The 18622-nt window shown below is 63.3% G+C and carries 15 protein-coding genes and 3 pseudogenes; 14 read left to right on the plus strand and 4 right to left on the minus strand.

What is annotated here, in order from left to right; genetic code table 11:
* Positions 1–258 precede the first annotated feature (258 nt).
* The 3 genes and pseudogenes from AB3L03_RS05870 to frc all read left to right on the plus strand — a co-directional run bounded on the left by AB3L03_RS05870 (position 259) and on the right by frc (position 4103).
* The gene (locus AB3L03_RS05870) at positions 259–951 is read left to right on the plus strand and encodes a GntR family transcriptional regulator (protein ID WP_162496371.1); all 693 of its coding nucleotides are present in this window, start codon (positions 259–261) and stop codon (positions 949–951) included.
* 77 nt (positions 952–1028) lie between these two features.
* Positions 1029–2761, plus strand: a pseudogene (gene oxc / locus AB3L03_RS05875) (oxalyl-CoA decarboxylase).
* Between the two features lie 64 nt (positions 2762–2825).
* The gene (frc, locus tag AB3L03_RS05880) at positions 2826–4103 is read left to right on the plus strand and encodes a formyl-CoA transferase (RefSeq protein WP_018458582.1); all 1278 of its coding nucleotides are present in this window, start codon (positions 2826–2828) and stop codon (positions 4101–4103) included.
* Between the two features lie 619 nt (positions 4104–4722).
* Here the strand turns inward: frc and AB3L03_RS05885 are convergent.
* The 3 genes from AB3L03_RS05885 to AB3L03_RS05895 form a co-directional block, all read right to left on the minus strand.
* Complete coding sequence (locus tag AB3L03_RS05885; RefSeq protein WP_026233616.1) at positions 4723–4947, minus strand: hypothetical protein; 225 nt, start codon at positions 4945–4947, stop codon at positions 4723–4725.
* 54 nt (positions 4948–5001) lie between these two features.
* Complete coding sequence (locus AB3L03_RS05890) at positions 5002–5244, minus strand: transcriptional regulator (protein ID WP_085395520.1); 243 nt, start codon at positions 5242–5244, stop codon at positions 5002–5004.
* A 98-nt stretch (positions 5245–5342) separates the two neighbouring features.
* A complete protein-coding gene (locus AB3L03_RS05895; protein WP_007593324.1) occupies positions 5343–5552 on the minus strand; it encodes a cold-shock protein in 210 nt (69 codons plus the stop codon).
* Between the two features lie 396 nt (positions 5553–5948).
* Between AB3L03_RS05895 and AB3L03_RS05900 the strand changes: the two genes are divergently transcribed.
* A complete protein-coding gene (locus AB3L03_RS05900; RefSeq protein WP_026233614.1) occupies positions 5949–6392 on the plus strand; it encodes an SRPBCC family protein in 444 nt (147 codons plus the stop codon).
* Between the two features lie 39 nt (positions 6393–6431).
* Here the strand turns inward: AB3L03_RS05900 and AB3L03_RS05905 are convergent, their stop codons facing one another.
* Positions 6432–7763, minus strand: coding sequence for an Hsp70 family protein (locus tag AB3L03_RS05905; protein ID WP_368508343.1), 1332 nt, complete (start codon positions 7761–7763; stop codon positions 6432–6434).
* Between the two features lie 277 nt (positions 7764–8040).
* Between AB3L03_RS05905 and AB3L03_RS05910 the strand changes: the two genes are divergently transcribed.
* The 10 genes and pseudogenes from AB3L03_RS05910 (at position 8041) to AB3L03_RS05955 (ending at position 18608) form a co-directional block, all read left to right on the plus strand.
* The gene (locus AB3L03_RS05910) at positions 8041–8178 is read left to right on the plus strand and encodes a hypothetical protein (RefSeq protein WP_007593333.1); all 138 of its coding nucleotides are present in this window, start codon (positions 8041–8043) and stop codon (positions 8176–8178) included.
* Positions 8179–8429: 251 nt separating this feature from the next.
* Positions 8430–9716 carry an oxalate/formate MFS antiporter gene (gene oxlT / locus AB3L03_RS05915; protein WP_368508344.1) on the plus strand — a complete coding sequence of 429 codons (1287 nt, stop codon included), beginning with the start codon at positions 8430–8432 and terminating at the stop codon, positions 9714–9716.
* Between the two features lie 255 nt (positions 9717–9971).
* Positions 9972–11294 carry an oxalate/formate MFS antiporter gene (gene oxlT, locus AB3L03_RS05920; RefSeq protein ID WP_018458574.1) on the plus strand — a complete coding sequence of 441 codons (1323 nt, stop codon included), beginning with the start codon at positions 9972–9974 and terminating at the stop codon, positions 11292–11294.
* 173 nt (positions 11295–11467) lie between these two features.
* Positions 11468–11893 carry a CBS domain-containing protein gene (locus AB3L03_RS05925; protein WP_018458573.1) on the plus strand — a complete coding sequence of 142 codons (426 nt, stop codon included), beginning with the start codon at positions 11468–11470 and terminating at the stop codon, positions 11891–11893.
* Between the two features lie 104 nt (positions 11894–11997).
* A pseudogene (locus AB3L03_RS05930) lies at positions 11998–13020 on the plus strand (2-dehydropantoate 2-reductase).
* Positions 13020–13805 (plus strand): fumarylacetoacetate hydrolase family protein, encoded by a 786-nt coding sequence (locus AB3L03_RS05935; protein ID WP_018458571.1) that lies wholly within the window; start codon positions 13020–13022, stop codon positions 13803–13805. Before AB3L03_RS05930 ends, AB3L03_RS05935 begins: the two are co-directional and overlap by 1 nt.
* Before the next feature lie 274 nt (positions 13806–14079).
* Positions 14080–15486 carry a hypothetical protein gene (locus AB3L03_RS05940; protein ID WP_368508345.1) on the plus strand — a complete coding sequence of 469 codons (1407 nt, stop codon included), beginning with the start codon at positions 14080–14082 and terminating at the stop codon, positions 15484–15486.
* Between the two features lie 183 nt (positions 15487–15669).
* Positions 15670–15869: pseudogene (locus AB3L03_RS05945) on the plus strand (hypothetical protein).
* Between the two features lie 70 nt (positions 15870–15939).
* Positions 15940–16587, plus strand: coding sequence for a hypothetical protein (locus AB3L03_RS05950; RefSeq protein WP_085352311.1), 648 nt, complete (start codon positions 15940–15942; stop codon positions 16585–16587).
* 1025 nt (positions 16588–17612) lie between these two features.
* A complete protein-coding gene (locus AB3L03_RS05955) occupies positions 17613–18608 on the plus strand; it encodes a nitronate monooxygenase family protein (protein ID WP_018458568.1) in 996 nt (331 codons plus the stop codon).
* Positions 18609–18622 lie beyond the last annotated feature (14 nt).

An 18622-nucleotide genomic window follows, 5' to 3' on the forward strand; every position in this document is an offset into this window, starting at 1 on the left:
CATGTCGCGGAACGGAGTGGCATAAAGCCGAGATTACTCCGCCGGCTTGGATCAAAAATGGCTGGCGATGGCATTTGGTATGCCAGAAGCCAACTTGTCAAGCTGCAGCGCACCTTAGAACGCTGCAAAAAATAGGCAGCTTGACATTCTGGTATTTGGTATGCCAAAAACTTTCCCGTTAATAATCCTGTAAAAGACGACTCCCACTGGAGGAGATTCGTCGTGTCACTGCGGAAACCAACCAAGGCGTTGCCGAACATGGCCGAGGCAGATATCGCAATCGTTCGTATTGCCCCGGAGTCGAGCTTCAAGAACAAGGCGTATGACGCCTTGAAGGAAGCCATCCTCAAGATGGACATCTACTCGACGCCCGAACCCGTCATGCTCGACGAGCGCGCGTTGTCCGAGCGCCTCGGCGTGAGCCGCACGCCGATCCGCGAAGCCATCGCGATGCTAGAGCAAGACGGTTTCGTGAAGACGGTTCCTCGCCGCGGCATCATGGTGGTCCGAAGGACCAAGAGCGAGATCGTCGACATGATCCGCGCCTGGGCGGCGCTGGAGAGCATGGCGGCTCGCCTCATCACCGCCACAGCGCGCAAGAAAGACATCACGGCGCTGCGCGACTACTTCAAGGAATTTGGCAAGGATCGCCTGCCCGAGGATCACGTCGAGGAATATTCGCGCGCCAACATCGCCTTCCACCAGGCGCTGATCTCGCTGTCGGAATCACCGGTGCTGGTCGATCTCACCAACGACTTGCTGCTGCATGTGCGTGGCTATCGGCAATTGACCATCGGACGCAAGGACCGCACCGCGACGTCGCTTCCCGAGCATCTCGGCATGATCGAAGCCCTGGAGGCGCGCGATACCGAGCTCGCCGAGAAGCGCGCCCGCGATCACACCCTTGGCCTTGCCGCTTACGTCGAAGCGCATGGTCAGGAACTCTTCTAGCCGGCAACGTTCACCAAAGGGCGAGGCATCGCCCCCAAAAGCCTGAAACGGCATCTTGAGACCAGGAGACAAGGCCCATGCTGAATACCGCGACCAAGTCCGAAGCACCGGGCACCGAGCAGGAATTGACGGATGGTTTTCATCTCGTCATTGACGCGCTCAAGCTGAACGGCATCAACACCATCTATAATGTGCCGGGCATCCCGATCACGGATTTGGGCCGCATGGCGCAGGCGGCCGGTATTCGCATGATTTCGTTCCGCCACGAGCAGAACGCCGGTTATGCGGCGGGCATCGCCGGCTACCTCACCAAGAAGCCCGGCATCTGCCTCACCGTCTCCGCGCCCGGCTTCCTCAACGGTCTCACCGCGCTCGCCCACGCCACCACCAACTGCTACCCGATGATCCTGATCTCGGGCTCCTCCGAGCGCGAGATCGTCGACCTCCAGCAGGGCGACTATGAAGAGATGGACCAGCTCGCGATCGCCAAGCCGCTGTGCAAGGCAGCCTACCGTGTGCTGCACGCCCAGGACATCGGCATTGGTCTTGCCCGTGCCATCCGTGCCGCCGTCTCCGGCCGTCCGGGCGGCGTCTATCTCGACCTGCCGGCAAAGCTGTTCGGCCAGGTGATGAACGCCGATGCCGGCCAGAAGTCGCTGGTCAAGGTAATCGACGCGGCTCCCGCGCAGATCCCCTCGCCCGCTTCGATCAAGCGCGCGCTTGATGTTCTGAAGAGCGCAAAGCGCCCCTCATCATCCTCGGCAAGGGCGCGGCCTACGCGCAGGCCGACGAGGAGATCAAAACCTTCGTCGAGAAGAGCGGCATTCCCTTCCTGCCGATGAGCATGGCCAAGGGCCTCCTCTCCGACACCCATCCGCAGTGCGCAGGCGCCGCCCGCTCGACGGTGCTGAAGGAATCCGACGTCGTGCTGCTGATCGGCGCCCGGCTGAACTGGCTGCTCTCGCACGGTAAGGGCAAGAACTGGGGCGAAGCGCCCAAGAAGTTCATCCAGGTCGACATCGAACCCAGGGAAATGGACTCCAACGTCGAGATCGTCGCGCCGGTCGTCGGCGACATCGGCTCGGTCGTCTCCGCCTTCAATCAGGCGATGGCTTCGGGCTGGACCGCCCCGCCCGCCGAATGGACCAAGGCGATTTCGACCAAGCGCGAAGAGAACGTCGCCAAGATGGCGCCGAAGCTCATGAACAACAAATCGCCGATGGACTATCACGGCGCGCTCGGCGTGCTGAAGAACGTCATCAAGGATCATCCCGAGGCGATCCTCGTCAACGAGGGCGCCAACACGCTCGACCTCGCCCGCGGTGTCATCGACATGTATCGCCCACGCAAGCGTCTCGACGTCGGCACCTGGGGCGTGATGGGCATCGGCATGGGCCAGGCAATCGCGGCGGCTCTCGAGACTGGCCATCCCGTGCTCGCGGTCGAAGGCGACTCGGCGTTCGGCTTCTCCGGCATGGAAGTGGAGACCATCTGCCGCTACAATTTGCCGATCTGCGTCGTCATCTTCAACAATGACGGCATCTATCGCGGCACCGACGTCAACGGCGCCAACGCCGATCCGGCGACGACGGTGTTCGTCAAGGGCGCCCGCTACGACAAGATGATGGAGGCCTTCGGCGGCGTCGGCGTCAACGCGACTTCGCCGGACGAGCTCAAGCGCGCCGTCAACGAAGCCATGGCTTCGGGCAAGCCGACGCTCATCAACGCCGTGATCGATCCGGCCGCCGGTTCCGAGAGCGGCCGCATCGGCAATCTCAATCCGCAGAGCGTTCTGCAGAAGAAGAAGTAAGCATCCCCTTCAACCCACAAGGTCCCTGCGGGTGCAGGGGTAGATCAGAGTACGGAGCAACACGATGACAAAAGCGCTCGAGGGCGTTCGCATTCTCGACTTCACCCACGTCCAGTCCGGGCCGACCTGCACGCAGTTGCTCGCATGGTTCGGCGCCGACGTGATCAAGGTGGAGCGCCCGGGCGTGGGTGACATCACCCGCGGCCAGCTGCAGGACATCCCGAATGTGGACAGCCTGTATTTCACCATGCTCAACCACAACAAGCGCTCGATCACGCTCGACACCAAGAACCCCAAGGGCAAGGAAGTCCTCACCGAGCTCATCAAGAAGTGCGACGTGCTGGTCGAGAATTTCGGCCCCGGCGTGCTCGACCGCATGGGCTTCCCCTGGGAGAAGATCCAGGCGATCAACCCGAAGATGATCGTCGCCTCTATTAAGGGCTTTGGTCCCGGACCATACGAGGACTGCAAGGTTTATGAGAACGTCGCCCAGTGCACCGGCGGCGCCGCCTCCACCACGGGCTTCCGCGACGGCTTGCCCCTCGTGACCGGCGCGCAGATCGGCGACAGCGGCACCGGTCTGCATCTGGCGCTCGGCATCGTCACCGCACTCTATCAGCGCACCCATTCCGGCAAGGGCCAGCGCGTCACCGCCGCGATGCAGGACGGCGTGCTCAATCTCGCGCGCGTCAAGCTGCGCGACCAGCAGCGCCTCGCCCATGGTCCGCTCAAGGAATACAGCCAGTTCGGCGAAGGCATTCCGTTCGGCGATGCCGTGCCGCGTGCCGGCAACGATTCCGGCGGCGGCCAGCCCGGCCGCATCCTGAAGTGCAAGGGCTGGGAGACCGATCCCAACGCCTATATCTACTTCATCACCCAGGCCCCGGTCTGGGAGAAGATCTGCGACGTGATCGGTGAGCCCTCCTGGAAGACCGATCCGAACTACGCCAAGCCGGCCGTCCGCCTGCCGCGCCTGAATGAGATCTTCGGCCGCATCGAACAATGGACGATGACGAAGACGAAGTTCGAGGCGATGGAAATCCTCAACAAGGACGACATTCCCTGCGGCCCGATCCTGTCGATGAAGGAGATCGCCGAGGACCAGTCGCTGCGCGCGACCGGCACCGTGGTCGAGGTCGACCACCCCACCCGCGGCAAGTACATCTCCGTCGGCAACCCGATCAAGCTGTCGGACTCCCCGAGCGAGGTGGAGCGATCCCCGCTGCTCGGCGAGCACACCGACGAGATCCTGCGCACCGTGCTGGGCTTCTCGGACCATCAGGTCGCCGATATCCACAAGTCCGGCGCGCTCGATCCGCCGCAGAAGCAGGCCGCCGAATAAGCGGGCTTATCTCACGACGCGAAAGGCCGCCGGCTTCGGCGGCCTTTTTGTTGGCGCGCAAAGGCTGCATCGCACGATCGGCGCGCTTGCCGCGCCGCCAAGGCTGGATTAAAGATTGGTTCGCGAGGAACAGATGCGGTGGCCGGCCGTTGCTCCCTCGACCGGTGTGCTCCCGGAAATGCGAGCATGCCGGAAATGCCAGCATGCCATCTCCACGGCGAGTGCAGCACGCCTCGCAAAGACCCTGCCCCACGCTGAAGAACTGGTCGCCTTCGCTTCCGAGGATGGCAAGTCGGCCTTTCAGTTCGGGCACGGGTGGCGTCGCGTCCGGCACTCGCCAGGACCACGCTCGTTGATCAAATTGAGGGCTTAAATGTCGAAAGATCAATCCTCTGATCGCGCCAAGCGTGAAGCCAACAAGGCGTTCAAGCCTGCGACAACGCAGAAGCCGATCAATGACTATGCGAAGGACCAGAACTCCTTCAACGAGAATCGCGAACGGCTGAAAGCGGAGCGATTGGCCCGGGAGGCGAAGCCGGGAAGCGGCTCGAATAGGCACGACGATCCCAGACTCCGACCGCGAATTCCGCTAAAGGCGGGGCGCCGAAATCCGCCTGGTCTACAGCATCGAGAGCACGACGATTCCGTCTTCGACTGCACCAGAAGCGAGCTGCGCCCGCGCCATGCGCTCGAACTCGGTCCGGTTCTTGCGAAGATAACTGAAAGCCTGCTTCTGCGTCAGGAACGTCGTCGCAAGACGGCACATCTGTCGTCCCGCGCCAAGCGCGAGAAAGAAGGTGATGGTGCCACCGCCATCCGACTTTATTCTAGGCACGACCCGCACTCTTTGGCATGTGATCGGCCCTCTCCAAATTGTCCTCGGCGCAATGGAAGCCAGTTATGGCGTCACCTTCTTCTTGCGCTTCGTCGGGACGGACGGCGGCAGCGACGCCTGAAGGGCGGCGTCTGCCGCTTCCTTGGCCTGGCGCAGCTCTCGAAGCCGCGCCATGTTCTTGCGAACATCGACGGCTTGCTTTCCAACGTCCACCATCGCCCGCGCGCCTTCCTCAGCGGCCAAACGCTGACGGTTAGAACGCGCGATGCTTTCGGGTGACGGTTCGGCCGGTCTCTTGGCGCTCATTATTCACCCTGCTCTGCAACGGACAAAAACCCGCTCAATCCTGGGATCGAGCGGGTGGCATGGCCGTTTCAGTACATCCGTGAAACGGCACCAAGGCTTTAGGCCAGCGAAAGATTCTCAGCGCTGACCTTGCCCCGCATCTTGTCGGTCTTGAGTTCGAAGTTGACCTTTTGGCCTTCAGCGAGACCTGCAAGACCAGCCCGCTCGACCGCGCTGATGTGAACGAACACATCGTTGCCGCCGTCGTTCGGCTGAATGAATCCAAAGCCCTTCTGGCCGTTAAACCACTTTACAGTACCTGTCGTCATTTTCTTCTCCAAAGCGCATACGCGCAGGTTCCGCGTGATCGTCACGCAGAACAAATTCTATTCGTCGATGTCTATGGAAAAGGAGCCCGCGGGCGCATTCAACAAGGCACAGCGGCTGAACGAACAGCCTCAACGTATACCTCATCCTCGCCATTTGCAAGGCTTGACGGAATTTAACGGCTCGGGAGCCCGGCGGTAGGTGCAGGACGCGCGCTATTCAGCGCTCATCTTTCGCCCCCGGCGAGCTGCTCTCGAAGGCTGCCGAGCGCCCCATGCGTGGATCCATCAAAAAAATCGAGACGCCGCGTCGGATCGGCAGCATCTCCTTCGTCATCTGGACATGAACGGGCAGTAGACGCCCACGTCGAGCCCGGCGATTCATGAGGAAGAATGATCATGCCCAGCACTGTCCGCCTGCACCGCGTTCTCACGACCAGCCCGGAGAAAGTCTATCGCGCCTTCCTGGAGGCGGATGCGTTGGCAAAATGGCTTCCGCCGAATGGCTTCACCTGCACCGTCCATCATTTCGAGCCGAAGGTCAGGGGCACGTTCAAGATGTCGTTCCGTAACTTCACGACGGGCAACAGCCACGCCTTCGGCGGCGAATATCTCGAGCTCGTCCCCGGCGAACGTCTCCGTTACACCGACAGGTTCGACGACCCCAATCTGCCGGGCGAGATCCAGGTCACCGTGATCCTGAAGAAAGTATCCGTCGGCACCGAGCTGGATATCACGCAGGCCGGCATCCCCGACGTCATCCCGCCGGAGGCTTGTTATCTCGGCTGGCAGGAATCGCTGCGCAATCTGGCGAAGCTCGTCGAGCCTGAGATCAAGCAATAGCGATCGGACGCGACTTAGGGGCGGCCGCGTGACCGTAGGCTACGCGCCCGCCCTCGACTGGAGCCCGCCGCTTGCGGTCCAGCGGTCCGGGTCCGGGCTGTGTCCGATCAAAGCAAGGCCGTACGCAATCGACTCGAACTGATCGCCCGACATCAGCCGTTCGTTGCCGAACCGCTCGGCGAACAGTTTTCGAACGGCCGGCACGAAAGACGTGCCGCCGGTCAAAAACACCTTCTCGACCTCGCGCGCGGTGATGCCGGCTTCGCCCAGCACCTTGTCGACGGTGGCCCCGAGCCTCGCGATGTCGTCGGCAATCCAGGCTTCGAAATTCTTCCGCGTGATAGTCGAGCCGATGTCGACCCCGCCTCCTTTGAAGCGGAACTCCACCTGATCCTGGGCCGACAGCGCGACCTTGGCGTCGGACACCGCGCGGTACAGCGAAAAGCCGAGGTCGAGATCGACGATGGTGATGAAATCCTCGAGCAGAGCCGGCTTCACTGCGGTGCGCGCAAGCTCCCGGAGTTCGCGCAAGTCGCCGTTGCTCTTCATCATCGCGAGCTGATGCCAGCGCGCGAGATTGGTGTAGTGGCCGGTGGGGATCGGCAGCACCTTGTCGAACGAGCGGAAGCTCGAGCCCTTGCCCAGCCGCGGCGAGACGACGTGATCGACGATGCGGTAATCGAAGGTGTCGCCCGCAATCCCGATGCCGGCATGGCCGAGCGGTTCGGCGCGCAAGGCGCCGCCGGCACGCGAGAACCGCATCACCGAGAAATCGCTGGTGCCGCCGCCGAAATCCGCAACCAGCACGGTCGCATCGCGTTCCAGCCGGCGGGCGAAGGAGAACGCCGCGCCCACGGGTTCGTAGACATAGCGGGCGTGGCCGGCGCCGAGGCGCTCGAACGCGGCCCGGTAGCGCTGCATCGCCAGCGCTTCGTCGGGATTGCCCCCGGCGAAGCGGACGGGGCGACCGACTGTAATGGTGGACGTCTCGAAGCCGAATTTACCGCCGCCATGCCGCGCCAGCGTCCGCAGGAACGCCGCCAAAATATCCTCAAACTTGTAGCGCTGCCGGAACACCTGGGTGGTGTTGAAGCTGGAGCTTGCGGCAAAGGTCTTGAACGACTGGAGGAAGCGGTAGACATGGCGTCCTTCCAGGAACTGCTCGATCGCCCACGGGCCGCCTTCAGCCTGGGCGCCGGCTCCCGGCCGGTCTTCCCAGAAACACAGCGCCGACACGAAGACGCTGTGGCGCTGTCCGCCATGGTCGAAGCGGATGGCCTCGACCCGGCGGTCGTCCGCCGCAAGGGCCACGACCGTATTGCTGGTCCCAAAATCGATGCCGATCGAGACGACGGGCGAGGCGCTCGACATGAACCACTCTGACAGATGATTGGAGGGGGCAGACCACTAACGGCTTCATGTGCCGCTGCCAAGGCTCCGTTTTTGGATATCGACGGTCAAATGGTTCAGTTTCGGCCGGCTTTGGCATATCCCGCTCAAATCGGCCCATTTAACGGATTATTATGCTGCAATGCGAAGAGCTAAATGCTGCTATGCAATGGCATGCATAGACATTGGCATCTGGTATACATAAATTCCCTTTCGAACTGAGACAGCACTACTGACCGTCTCGAGAAAGGGATTTCCGATGTCCAAGACCGCTTCCGTCGCTCTCGCGCCCTCCTCCTCGCTGTTCGCCCGCCTGATGGCAACGATCGACCGCCTCCTGATGGCGAGCGCCGAGATCTCGAATCACAACGGCGACCTGCCGCGCTTTGGCCTGTAGGCCGGACAGCCGCCCGCGCCTGCGCGCGCAGCGGGAGACGGTTTTAGATCAGTCCGCATACTACTTTTGATGAATGGCCCCGGATCACGGGGCCATTTCTACTTGTGCTGTCCTGAGTCACAGCCGCAACCGGGCAAGGTCCTGCGGCATTTGCGCACGGTGACCGGACCAGCGCTTGAAGCTTGGCATAATGCATACAAGAATGCCGTTCCAGCGCTCGCAGAAAAATGAGAGGCGCCACGGGAGGCTTTATGACGGACATGGTGCAAGCAACCGCCCCGACAGCCGCGCGCGTTAGCGACACGTATCGCTGGACGCAATTGGCGGTCGGTGTCGCGGCGATGGTGATGATCGCCAACTATCAATACGGCTGGACGTTCTTCGTCCCCGACATCCAGAAGAAGTTCGGCTGGGATCGTGCGTCGATCCAATGGGCCTTTACGCTGTTCGTGCTGTTCGAGACCTGGCTCGTGCCGATCGAAGGATGGTTCGTCGACAAATACGGTCCGCGCATCGTGGTGCTGGTCGGCGGCGTGCTCTGTGCCGCCGGCTGGGCGATCAACGCGGAGGCGACCACGCTCAACGGCTACTATCTCGGCATGATCATCGCAGGCATCGGCGCCGGCGGCGTCTACGGCACCTGCGTCGGTAACGCGCTGAAGTGGTTTCCGGACAAGCGCGGTCTTGCCGCGGGCATCACGGCCGCTGGTTTCGGTGCGGGCTCCGCGCTGACCGTCGCGCCGATCCAGGCCATGATCAAGGACAGCGGTTTCCAGACCACCTTCCTTTATTTCGGCCTCGGACAAGGCATTATCATCTGCATCCTCGCCTTCTTCCTGCTCGCGCCGAAAGCAGGTCAGGTGCCGAACGCGGTCGTGAACGCCAATCTGCAGCAGACCCGGCGCAACTACCAGCCGACCGAGGTGCTGCGTCAGCCGATCTTCTGGCTGATGTACTTCATGTTCGTGATCGTCGGCGCCGGCGGCCTGATGGTGACGGCGAACCTGAAGCCGATCGCGGCGGACTGGAAGATCGACAACGTGCCGGTCACGCTGATGGCGGTGACGATGACCGCGGTGACCTTCGCGGCCACGATCGACCGCGTGCTCAACGGCCTGACGCGTCCGTTCTTCGGCTGGATCTCCGACATGATCGGCCGCGAGAACACGATGTTCATCGCCTTCGGCATGGAAGGTATCGGCATCTGGATGCTCTACCTCTGGGGCCACAATCCGCTCTGGTTCGTGCTGCTCTCGGGCTTCGTGTTCTTCGCCTGGGGTGAGATCTACTCGCTGTTCCCCTCGACCTGCACCGACACGTTCGGCGCCAAGTTCGCGACCACCAATGCCGGCCTGCTCTACACCGCGAAGGGTACGGCCGCGCTGCTGGTCCCGATCGGCAACTACATGCAGCAGTCGTCGGGCAGTTGGGACAACGTGTTCATCATCGCAGCCGGCGCCAACATCCTGGCCTCGGCGCTGGCGATCGCGGTGCTCAAGCCCTGGCGCAAGGTCGTGGTCGCGCAATCGACCGTCTGACGCGCTCCAAAAGCGCTTCTCGCGCAAAACGCCCGGCCTCGCGGCCGGGCGTTTTCGTTGTGCGCGACGTTTTCGTGAACCCGCCGTCCCTAAAGGAACTCCGCAAATTTTCAGGCGCGCGCCAAGATAGGGCTTGCAATCTGGAATATGGTATACCAAGGTCGCCACTGCGCTTGCGACGATAAGCCACAATATTGCGACATCAGGTCATCTTGCGACCGGTGTCGAACCAGACAGGCGCTTGGGAGGTTCTTGATGATTTCCAGCACCGATGGCGCTGTCACGGCCGCGCCTCTCCGCACAGGTTTCCGCTGGCTCCAGCTGGTCATGGGCATCGTCTGCATGGCGATGATCGCCAACCTGCAATATGGCTGGACCCTGTTCGTCGATCCGATCGATCACGCGCACCATTGGGGACGCGCCGCGATCCAGCTCGCCTTCACCATCTTCGTCGTCACCGAAACCTGGCTGGTGCCGATCGAGGCCTGGTTCGTCGACAAATACGGCCCGCGCATCGTCATCATGTTCGGCGGCGTCATGATCGCGCTGTCGTGGATTCTCAACTCCTATGCCGATAGCCTCACCTTGCTCTATGCGGCCGCGATCATCGGCGGCATGGGCGCGGGCGCCGTGTACGGCACCTGCGTCGGCAACGCGCTGAAATGGTTTCCCGATCGCCGGGGCCTTGCCGCCGGTGCGACTGCCGCCGGCTTCGGCGCAGGCGCTGCACTCACCGTCGTGCCGATCGCAGCCATGATCGCAACGAGCGGCTATCAGCACGCGTTCCTCACGTTCGGCATCGGCCAGGGCGTGATCGTCTTCGTGCTCGCCTTCTTCATTCAGCCGCCGCGGATCTCGATCCCGCCGAAGAAGAAGCAGCTCAATCTGCCGCAGACCAAGATCGACTTCACCCCGCCCCAGGTGCTGCGCACCCCTATTTTCTGGGTCATGTATCTCGTGTTCGTCATGGTCGCCTCCGGCGGCCTGATGACCGCGGCGCAGATCGCCCCGATCGCACACGACTTCAAGATCGCCGACACGCCGGTCACGCTCGCCGGATTCCAGATGGCGGCATTGACGTTCGCGATCTCGCTCGACCGCATCTTCGACGGTTTCGGACGGCCGTTCTTCGGCTTCGTCTCCGACACGATCGGCCGCGAGCACACCATGTTCATCGCCTTCGGCACCGCCGCGCTGATGCTGCTGACGCTGTCGGCCTATGGCCACGTCCCTGTCGTCTTCGTGCTCGCCACCGCGGTCTATTTCGGCGTGTTCGGCGAGATCTACTCGCTGTTCCCGGCGACCTGCGGCGACACCTTCGGCTCGAAGTTCGCAACCACCAACAACGGCATGCTCTACACGGCGAAGGGGACCGCGTCCCTGCTCGTTCCGCTCGCCAGCGTGATCTCGGCCACGTATGGCTGGAAGGCCGTGTTCGTGGTCGCAGTCGCGCTGAACGCGACGGCGGCCCTGACGGCGCTGTTCGTGATCAAGCCGATGCGCCGCTCCTTCATCCTCGGCAAGGAAGCCGAGAGCGCCAACGCCGCGACGGGGAACGCCAAGACCGAGACGGCATAACGAACACTCCTTGCACGGTGAGACAGGGGCGCAGCGATGCGCCCCTTTCTTTTTGGCTCACGGCAAACGTCAGCATTGTTGCCTCAAGATTTTTCGGAACAGCCAAATCGAGTGCTTGACGATTGGCATTATGTATACCACACTTGCCGCATCATTCACCCAGGGAGGTTGCAATGCTGGTCGGAGACATTCTGCGCAAGAAGACACCGCGCGTTGTCACGGTGCGAATGAACGAAACGGTGGGTATCGCCGCCAAGCTGATGCGCGCCAACAATATCAGCGCACTGGTGGTGAAGGACGTGGTCCGCTCCGAGGGTAACACCGCGGTCGGCATGTTCACCGAGCGCGACGTCGTGCGCGCCGTCGCCGAGCACGGCGCCAATGCCGTCAACGTCAAGGTTTCGCAGCTCGTCTCGGTGCAGCAGCTCGTATCCTGCACCTCAAACGACACGATCGAGCACGTCCGCCATCTGATGAACCGGAATCACATCCGGCACCTGCCTGTCATCGACGATTACAGCCTCGTCTCGGTCATCAGCATGCGTGACATCGCCTCCTTCGTGGACGAAGCGATCAACGGCACGCCGCAAGCAGCTTAAAGCGTCTCACTTCCCCCTGCGACTACCGTCCCCGGCTCGGACCTTCCGAGCCGGACCGGATCTTTCGTCCCGAAATCCGGCTTCCGCTGCTTCGCGAGGATTCCATGAAGATCTGCATCTACGGCGCCGGCGCAATCGGCGGATATCTCGGGGTTCAGCTCGCGCGCGCGCGGGCGCCGACGTCAGCCTGGTCGCACGCGGCGCGCACCTTGCCGCGATGCGCGAGCGCGGCCTGACGCTGCTCGCGGGCGAGGAGAAGCACACCGTGCATCCGCGCTGCACCGACGATCCCGCCGAGCTCGGTGTGCAGGACTACATCATCATCACGCTGAAGGCGCACTCGATCACCGGCGTGATCGAGACAATGCAGCCGCTGCTCGGACCCCACACCCGCATCGTCACCGCCGTCAACGGCATCCCCTATTGGTACTTCTACAAGCACGGCGGCCAATACGAGAATTCGACGCTGGAGAGCATCGACCCCGGAGGACGGCAGTGGCGCGAAATTGGCGCCGAGCGCGCCATCGGTTGCATCGTCTATCCCGCCACCGAGATCGAGGCGCCCGGCGTGATCCGTCACGTCTACGGCAACAACTTTCCGCTCGGCGAGCCCTCCGGCGAGATTACCCCGGACGTGCAACGCCTCGCCGATCTCTTCATCGCAGCCGGGCTGAAGGCGCCGGTGCTCGACCGCATCCGCGACGAGATCTGGCTCAAGCTGTGGGGCAATGTCTGCTTCAACCCGATCAGCGCACTCACCCATGCAACGCTCGACGTGATCTGCACCGATCCGGCCACCTCGCGCGCTGTCGCGCGCGATCATGATGGAGACGCAAGGCATCGCCGAAACGTTCGGCGTCAAATTCCGCGTCGACGTCGAGCGCCGCATCGAAGGTGCGCGCAAGGTCGGCGCGCACAAGACCTCGATGCTCCAGGATCTCGAGCGCGGCCGCCCGATGGAGATCGACCCGCTCGTCACCGTCGTGCAGGAGATGGGCCGCCTCACCGGCGTCGCCACCCCCGCCCTCGATTCAGTGCTGGCGATGGTGACCCAGCGCGCCCGCATTGCCGGTCTCTACGACGGCATCCCGACCCCATCGGATCCGCGCGCACTGGCGGTGGCGTGATGGCTGGCGAGATCAAACAATGGCTCCGCTTCCGGAATAGCGGTGCGACCGGCTTCGGCACGCTAACGTCGTCGGGTATCAGCGTCCATGAGGGCGAGATGTTTGGCCGCCATGCAGCCACCGGCAAGACGCTGGCGCTGTCGGAGGTCGAACTGCTCGCGCCCTGCGTGCCCAGCAAGATCGTCGCGCTCTGGAACAATTTTCATGCACTCGCGGCCAAGCTCAACCAGCCCGAGCCACCGGAGCCGCTCTACCTCCTGAAGGCCACCACCAGCATTACGACGCCAGGCGCGGTGATCCGCCGTCCCTCTTATTACGACGGCAAGACCACGTATGAAGGCGAGCTCGGCATCGTCATCGGCAAGACCTGTGCCCGGGTGTCGCCGGCGGAAGCGGACAGCTTCATCTTCGGCTACACCTGCGTCAACGACATCACCGCCAACGACATCCTGACCAGCGACCCGACCTTCCCGCAATGGGCACGGGCCAAAGGCATCGACGATTACGGCCCGTTCGGCCCCGTCATCGCGACCGGTCTCGATCCGGTCAGGCTGGTGGTCCGCACCATCCTCAACGGTGCGGAGCGACAGAACTATCCGATATCGGACATGATCTTCACCGCGCAGGAGCTGGTCAGCAGGATCTCCCACGACATGACCCTGCTCCCCGGCGACCTCATTGCCGTCGGCACCTCGGTCGGCGTCGGCGTGATGAAAGAGCCGGTGAACATTGTGACCGTCGCGATCGACGGCATCGGCGAGCTGACCAACGAGTTTCGGCTGTAGCTTCTCTCTCCGTCATGGCCGGGCTTGTCCCGGCCATCCACGTTCTGTTGGCGCGGAGGCGCGTGGATGCCTGGGACAAGCCCGGGCATGACCAGCGCGCTGAACGTCTGCCCCCAACACGGGAAACGCGCCTCTCCCCCTCCACCGATCGGCTGACGCATTCAGCCGTGGATCGTGAGGCCGGACCTATCCAGCAAGCTCCCGCCGCCCTTGATCTCGGTTCCGCTCTCCAATAGCAATTATGGCGATAATGTGCCGGCGTGAGGAAGTCACGATGTGGCTGTTTTTCCTGGTTGCCTGGTTTGTTCTGCTCACTGCCATCGCGATCTTCGCCCAGCAGGCGCTCGGTTACGATGTCGGCCACCTGCCTGCCTGGTTCGGAGGCCTGCCCGTCCCGCAGCGTGTTGCGACCGGCGCGATCCTGGCCTTGGCGTTGGCACTGATCGGCGCCTCCGCCTGGCGGCTCTCGCGCCAGGACCGGCGCCTCGACACATTGCGCGACCGCCTCAAGAAGACCCGCGAGGACGTGGTCGTCGCCCACGCCCTGCAGAACCACCTCGACGCCACCGTCCAGCACCTGATCGAGAGCGATCCCCGGGAGGCCGTTTCCGCCCTGCACGACAAGCTGGGCGAGACCGAGCAGCGCGCCCTGCTGCAGCGGGGCCGCAACGAATCCACCGACATGCACGACCAGCTCGCCGAAATCCGCCGCCGCCAGCAGGAATTGCGCGATATGGTCGGCAAGATCGCCGAGCAGCGCCGCGCGGTCGAGCCGGTTTTCACCGAGATCCGCGACCGCCAGAACCAGCTCGAACGCTCGCTGCACGACCTCGAGAACGACGACCGCAAGAACAACCTCGCCGACCGGCTCAAGGACATCGCGGGCGACGTATCGACGCTGCTGTCCCGGGTCGGCGCGGTCCAGGACACCTTTGCGACCCTGAACCAGTACAAGGACGATCTAGCGAAGTCCCACGCTGAGCTGGTGCCGCTGCGCGCGTCGGACGCTGGCCTCAATGCGTTGATCGGCGAGCTGAGCCTCAGCCATGAGCGCCTCGCCAAGAGCGTCGACGAGCTAGAAACCGGCGGCGAAGCACCGCTCGGCGCCCGCGTCGAGACGCTGTCGAAGAACAAGATCGAGATCGAGCAGCGCCTGGCCCGCATCGACGACAGCTTCCACATCCTGAAAGGCATCGGGCTCGACTTCGAAGAGCTCGGCGAGCGCCGAGCCCAGCTCGAACGCTCGCTCGCCCGTGTCGAGATCGACGCCGAGGGCAAGACGCTTGCCGACCGCCAGAATGCGTTGAACGATTTTGTTCTCCAGTCGCGCCAGCGCCTCGGTGCGTTACAGGAAACGCTGGCGACGCTGAACGCCTTCAAGACAGAGCTGTCGAAGTCGCAGGCTGACCTCGTCCCGCTGAAGGCGCCCGTGTTCGGAATCGAGGCCATGATCGCGGACGTCGGCACGACGCACGACCTCCTCGCCAAAACCGTCGGCGAGATCGAGGCAAACGGCGACGTCACCCTCGCCTCGCGCGTCGACGCGCTGACCAAGAGCAAACGCGAGGTCGAAGACCGCCTCGCCCGCATCTTCGACAGTTTCAACGCGCTCGACGGTTTGCGAAAAGACATCGGCGGCATCTTCTCGACGATCAGGAACAGCCTGAACCGGATCGGGTGAGGCCGAGTCGCGTAGGCTGGGCAGAGCGCGCCGAAACATTCAGACACATCACATCTCCGCGCGGCCGGCAGATGCCGCCAACATGTCGCGCCGATGCCGCACTGTGGACGCATTCGGCCGCCCTTCTGTGAGGCGTGTCTGGGGGCACGGCGGTGCCGTGTTTGGACCAAACCTTCTAGGGGTATGACTGTGAAGAAGATTGTATTTGTCGTGGGTGCTACGCTTGCTCTGGTAACGGTCGCGAATGCCGCGGATCTGCCGCGCCGCCAGCCCGTTCCCGTCTATTCGAGCAGGCGCCGATCGGCAAGATGCCGATTGGCAAGAGCCCGGTTGGAAAGGCCCCGATCGGCAAGGCGCCCGGCCCCGTCGCAGCGCGCTACTGACGCGTTAGCGAAATACCCGCAGAAGCAAGCGTAGACTCTGCGTGAGTGGCCGACAGTCGAGGGGCACAGCGTGACGAACAAACCTGATCGATCGGGACCCTGCATCCTTGCGGGATTTGCGCTCGCGGCCATGCTCGCGTGTACGACACCTTCGGCCTCGGCCCACGAAGCGAACAAGCGCGTTGCTGACGCAAACGCGCTTGCCACGACCGACACCGTATCACGGCCGGCGCCATCGACCCGGCGCCCGGTCGCGCGCGCGGAAAAAGGTCCGTACTACGTCGATTTCCGCGCCCGCACGGCGGCGAGCTGGGGCCACGCCTTCGTCTGGTACGGCAAGACCAGCGAGCGCGCCGTCGAAGTGGCAGGGCTCACGCCCGCCGGCGACACCTGGGCCTATGTGCTTGGTCACCTCACCTGGGTGCCGGCGGAGACCGGCGCGAGCTACGGCGATCTCGACCCGGAGTATCTGACCGCGAACTACCGCGTCTATCTGAACGAAGCCGACGCCAAGCGCGTGTTTGCCTATATCAAGAAATTGCAGGCGAGCTCGCCGGTCTGGAACGCCGAGACCACCAATTGCACCGGCTTCATCGGCGACATCGCCGAGTACATGGGATTGAAGGTCCCCTACCGCTGGCAGCGCCCCGAAAACTTTGTCAACAGCCTCAAGGAAATGAACGGCGGCCGCCAGATGGTGCGGCTGTCGACGGAATAGCCCGGCAGGGTTCGCCCGTCGGGCAAAACAGCCGCACAAATTTCGCGCGCCGCCTGTCAATCCCCGTCTGCCAAAATATTCCACTTTACCGAAATTCGGATTTGGCGTACCTACGACACACGCTGACCCGGGACAAGGGGCGGATCGCGATCGTCACGGACCGCGGGTTGGGCAGCGATGGACGCGACGGCGTCGGGCGCGGCGAGCCTTGCAGGGCGGGAAACCGTGAGCACAGGCTTCGCGCCTACGACACGGCGCCGACAGCGTCTTCGCATGGTTTCGGGTGCGAGCACACGCCAGCTCCCGAAGACCCAGCGAGGACGTGCGCGGACGGCGAAGTCGTGTGGTCCTGACGCCCGGGGTCTGTGCGTCAAGTCCTGTGGTGATGCGTGCTGCCCGACCGGGCGCTTGCATCAGCCATCTGCGGGGCGACGGGGGCAATAGTGCATCGCTCCCCGGGGAGAGCACGAAGTAAGCCGTAAACCACCGCGCAGGGAAGGCCGGGCGATTGGCTGACCTGTGGTCCACCCCGTGTGCATTCTTCTGGCGCACGGACTTGCGGGTGCCAGCCGGCGCCCGGCCTTCCCTGCGCCCTTGTCACGACGAGGGCGATGCGATCAGGCAAAGCTCGGGCGAAATGCGCCGGAGGATGCGAAGATGCGTCTGCTGTTTGCAAGTCGGATCGAGATTGATCGGAAGATTGTGCGTCCGTGCCCCGGACGCAGCGCAGCATCCCCCGGCAGAGCGAAGCATCGTCCGGTTCGACGGTGCGCTGCAGAGCCGGCGCCCATCTTTCAGAGCGCTCGCTGGGCATGGGTCGCGGCTCTGCGCGGCAACGCGAAGAGGCGTTGCAGCGCGTCCGGGACACGAGCCCGCGTCAATTATCCGCCTCACGGAATCCGCCCACTCCCCGCATGATCGCCCCGCCTCCACCGCACGCCCTCGCAATAGACTTTTCCCGACCCGGGCGGCATCCTGCCGGCATCGACCGATAAAAGAGCGCCACGCAAGCGGGGAAACAGATCATGCTGCAGACACGGTTCACCAAGCTCGTCGGAGTCGAGCACCCGATCGTCCAGGGCGGCATGCAGTGGGTCGGGCGCGCCGAGCTGGTCGCCGCCGTCGCCAATGCCGGCGCGCTCGGCTTCATCACGGCGCTGACCCAGCCGACACCGGAGGACCTCAGGAAGGAGATCGCCCGCTGCCGCGATCTCACCGACAAGCCGTTTGGCGTCAACCTCACCATCCTGCCCGCAATCAAGCCGCCGCCTTATGCCGAATATCGCGCCGCCATCATCGAGAGCGGCATCAAGGTGGTCGAAACCGCCGGCAACAAGCCGCAGGAGCATGTCGACGAGTTCAAGAAGCACGGCGTCAAGGTCGTGCACAAATGCACCAGCGTACGTCACGGGCTCTCGGCCGAGCGCATGGGCGTCGACGCCATCTCGATCGACGGGTTCGAATGCGCCGGCCATCCCGGCGAGGACGACACCCCCGGCCTGATCCTGATCCCGGCCGCCGCCAACAAGATCAAGATCCCGATGATCGCCTCCGGCGGCTTTGCCGACGCCCGCGGCCTCGTCGCCGCACTGGCGCTCGGCGCCGAAGGCATCAACATGGGCACCCGCTTCATGGCGACCAAAGAGAGCCCCATTCATCAGCTCATCAAGGAGAAGATCGTGGCCAATGACGAGCGCGAGACCGAGCTGATCTTCCGCACCATGCGCAACACCTCCCGCGTCGCCAGGAACGAGATCTCGACCAAGGTCGTCGCGATGGAGAAGGAAGGCGCCAAGTTCGAGGACATCCGCGAACTCGTCGCGGGCGCCCGCGGCAAGATGGTCTACGCGACCGGCAACTCGGACGAAGGCATCTGGTCGGCGGGCCAGGTCCAGGGCCTGATCCAGGACATCCCGACCTGCGCCGAACTGATCTCCCGCATCGTGCGCGAAGCGGAGGCCATCATCCGCAGCCGGCTCGAAGGCATGATCGTTCATCCGACAGCGCAGGCTGCGGAATAATCACTGCAAGAAGC

It is taken from the genome of Bradyrhizobium lupini, from assembly GCF_040939785.1.
Classification (GTDB): domain Bacteria; phylum Pseudomonadota; class Alphaproteobacteria; order Rhizobiales; family Xanthobacteraceae; genus Bradyrhizobium; species Bradyrhizobium canariense_D.

Coding starts and splice junctions, on each gene's coding strand:
- AB3L03_RS05940 (WP_368508345.1), top strand. CDS start 14,080: ATGTGGCTGTTTTTCCTGGTTGCCTGGTTTGTTCTGCTCACTGCCATC.
- AB3L03_RS05955 (WP_018458568.1), top strand. CDS start 17,613: ATGCTGCAGACACGGTTCACCAAGCTCGTCGGAGTCGAGCACCCGATC.
- AB3L03_RS05895 (WP_007593324.1), bottom strand. CDS start 5,552: ATGACGACAGGTACTGTAAAGTGGTTTAACGGCCAGAAGGGCTTTGGA.
- AB3L03_RS05870 (WP_162496371.1), top strand. CDS start 259: ATGGCCGAGGCAGATATCGCAATCGTTCGTATTGCCCCGGAGTCGAGC.
- AB3L03_RS05925 (WP_018458573.1), top strand. CDS start 11,468: ATGCTGGTCGGAGACATTCTGCGCAAGAAGACACCGCGCGTTGTCACG.
- AB3L03_RS05910 (WP_007593333.1), top strand. CDS start 8,041: ATGTCCAAGACCGCTTCCGTCGCTCTCGCGCCCTCCTCCTCGCTGTTC.
- AB3L03_RS05905 (WP_368508343.1), bottom strand. CDS start 7,763: ATGTCGAGCGCCTCGCCCGTCGTCTCGATCGGCATCGATTTTGGGACC.
- frc (WP_018458582.1), top strand. CDS start 2,826: ATGACAAAAGCGCTCGAGGGCGTTCGCATTCTCGACTTCACCCACGTC.
- AB3L03_RS05935 (WP_018458571.1), top strand. CDS start 13,020: ATGGCTGGCGAGATCAAACAATGGCTCCGCTTCCGGAATAGCGGTGCG.
- oxlT (WP_018458574.1), top strand. CDS start 9,972: ATGATTTCCAGCACCGATGGCGCTGTCACGGCCGCGCCTCTCCGCACA.
- AB3L03_RS05890 (WP_085395520.1), bottom strand. CDS start 5,244: ATGAGCGCCAAGAGACCGGCCGAACCGTCACCCGAAAGCATCGCGCGT.
- oxlT (WP_368508344.1), top strand. CDS start 8,430: ATGACGGACATGGTGCAAGCAACCGCCCCGACAGCCGCGCGCGTTAGC.
- AB3L03_RS05900 (WP_026233614.1), top strand. CDS start 5,949: ATGCCCAGCACTGTCCGCCTGCACCGCGTTCTCACGACCAGCCCGGAG.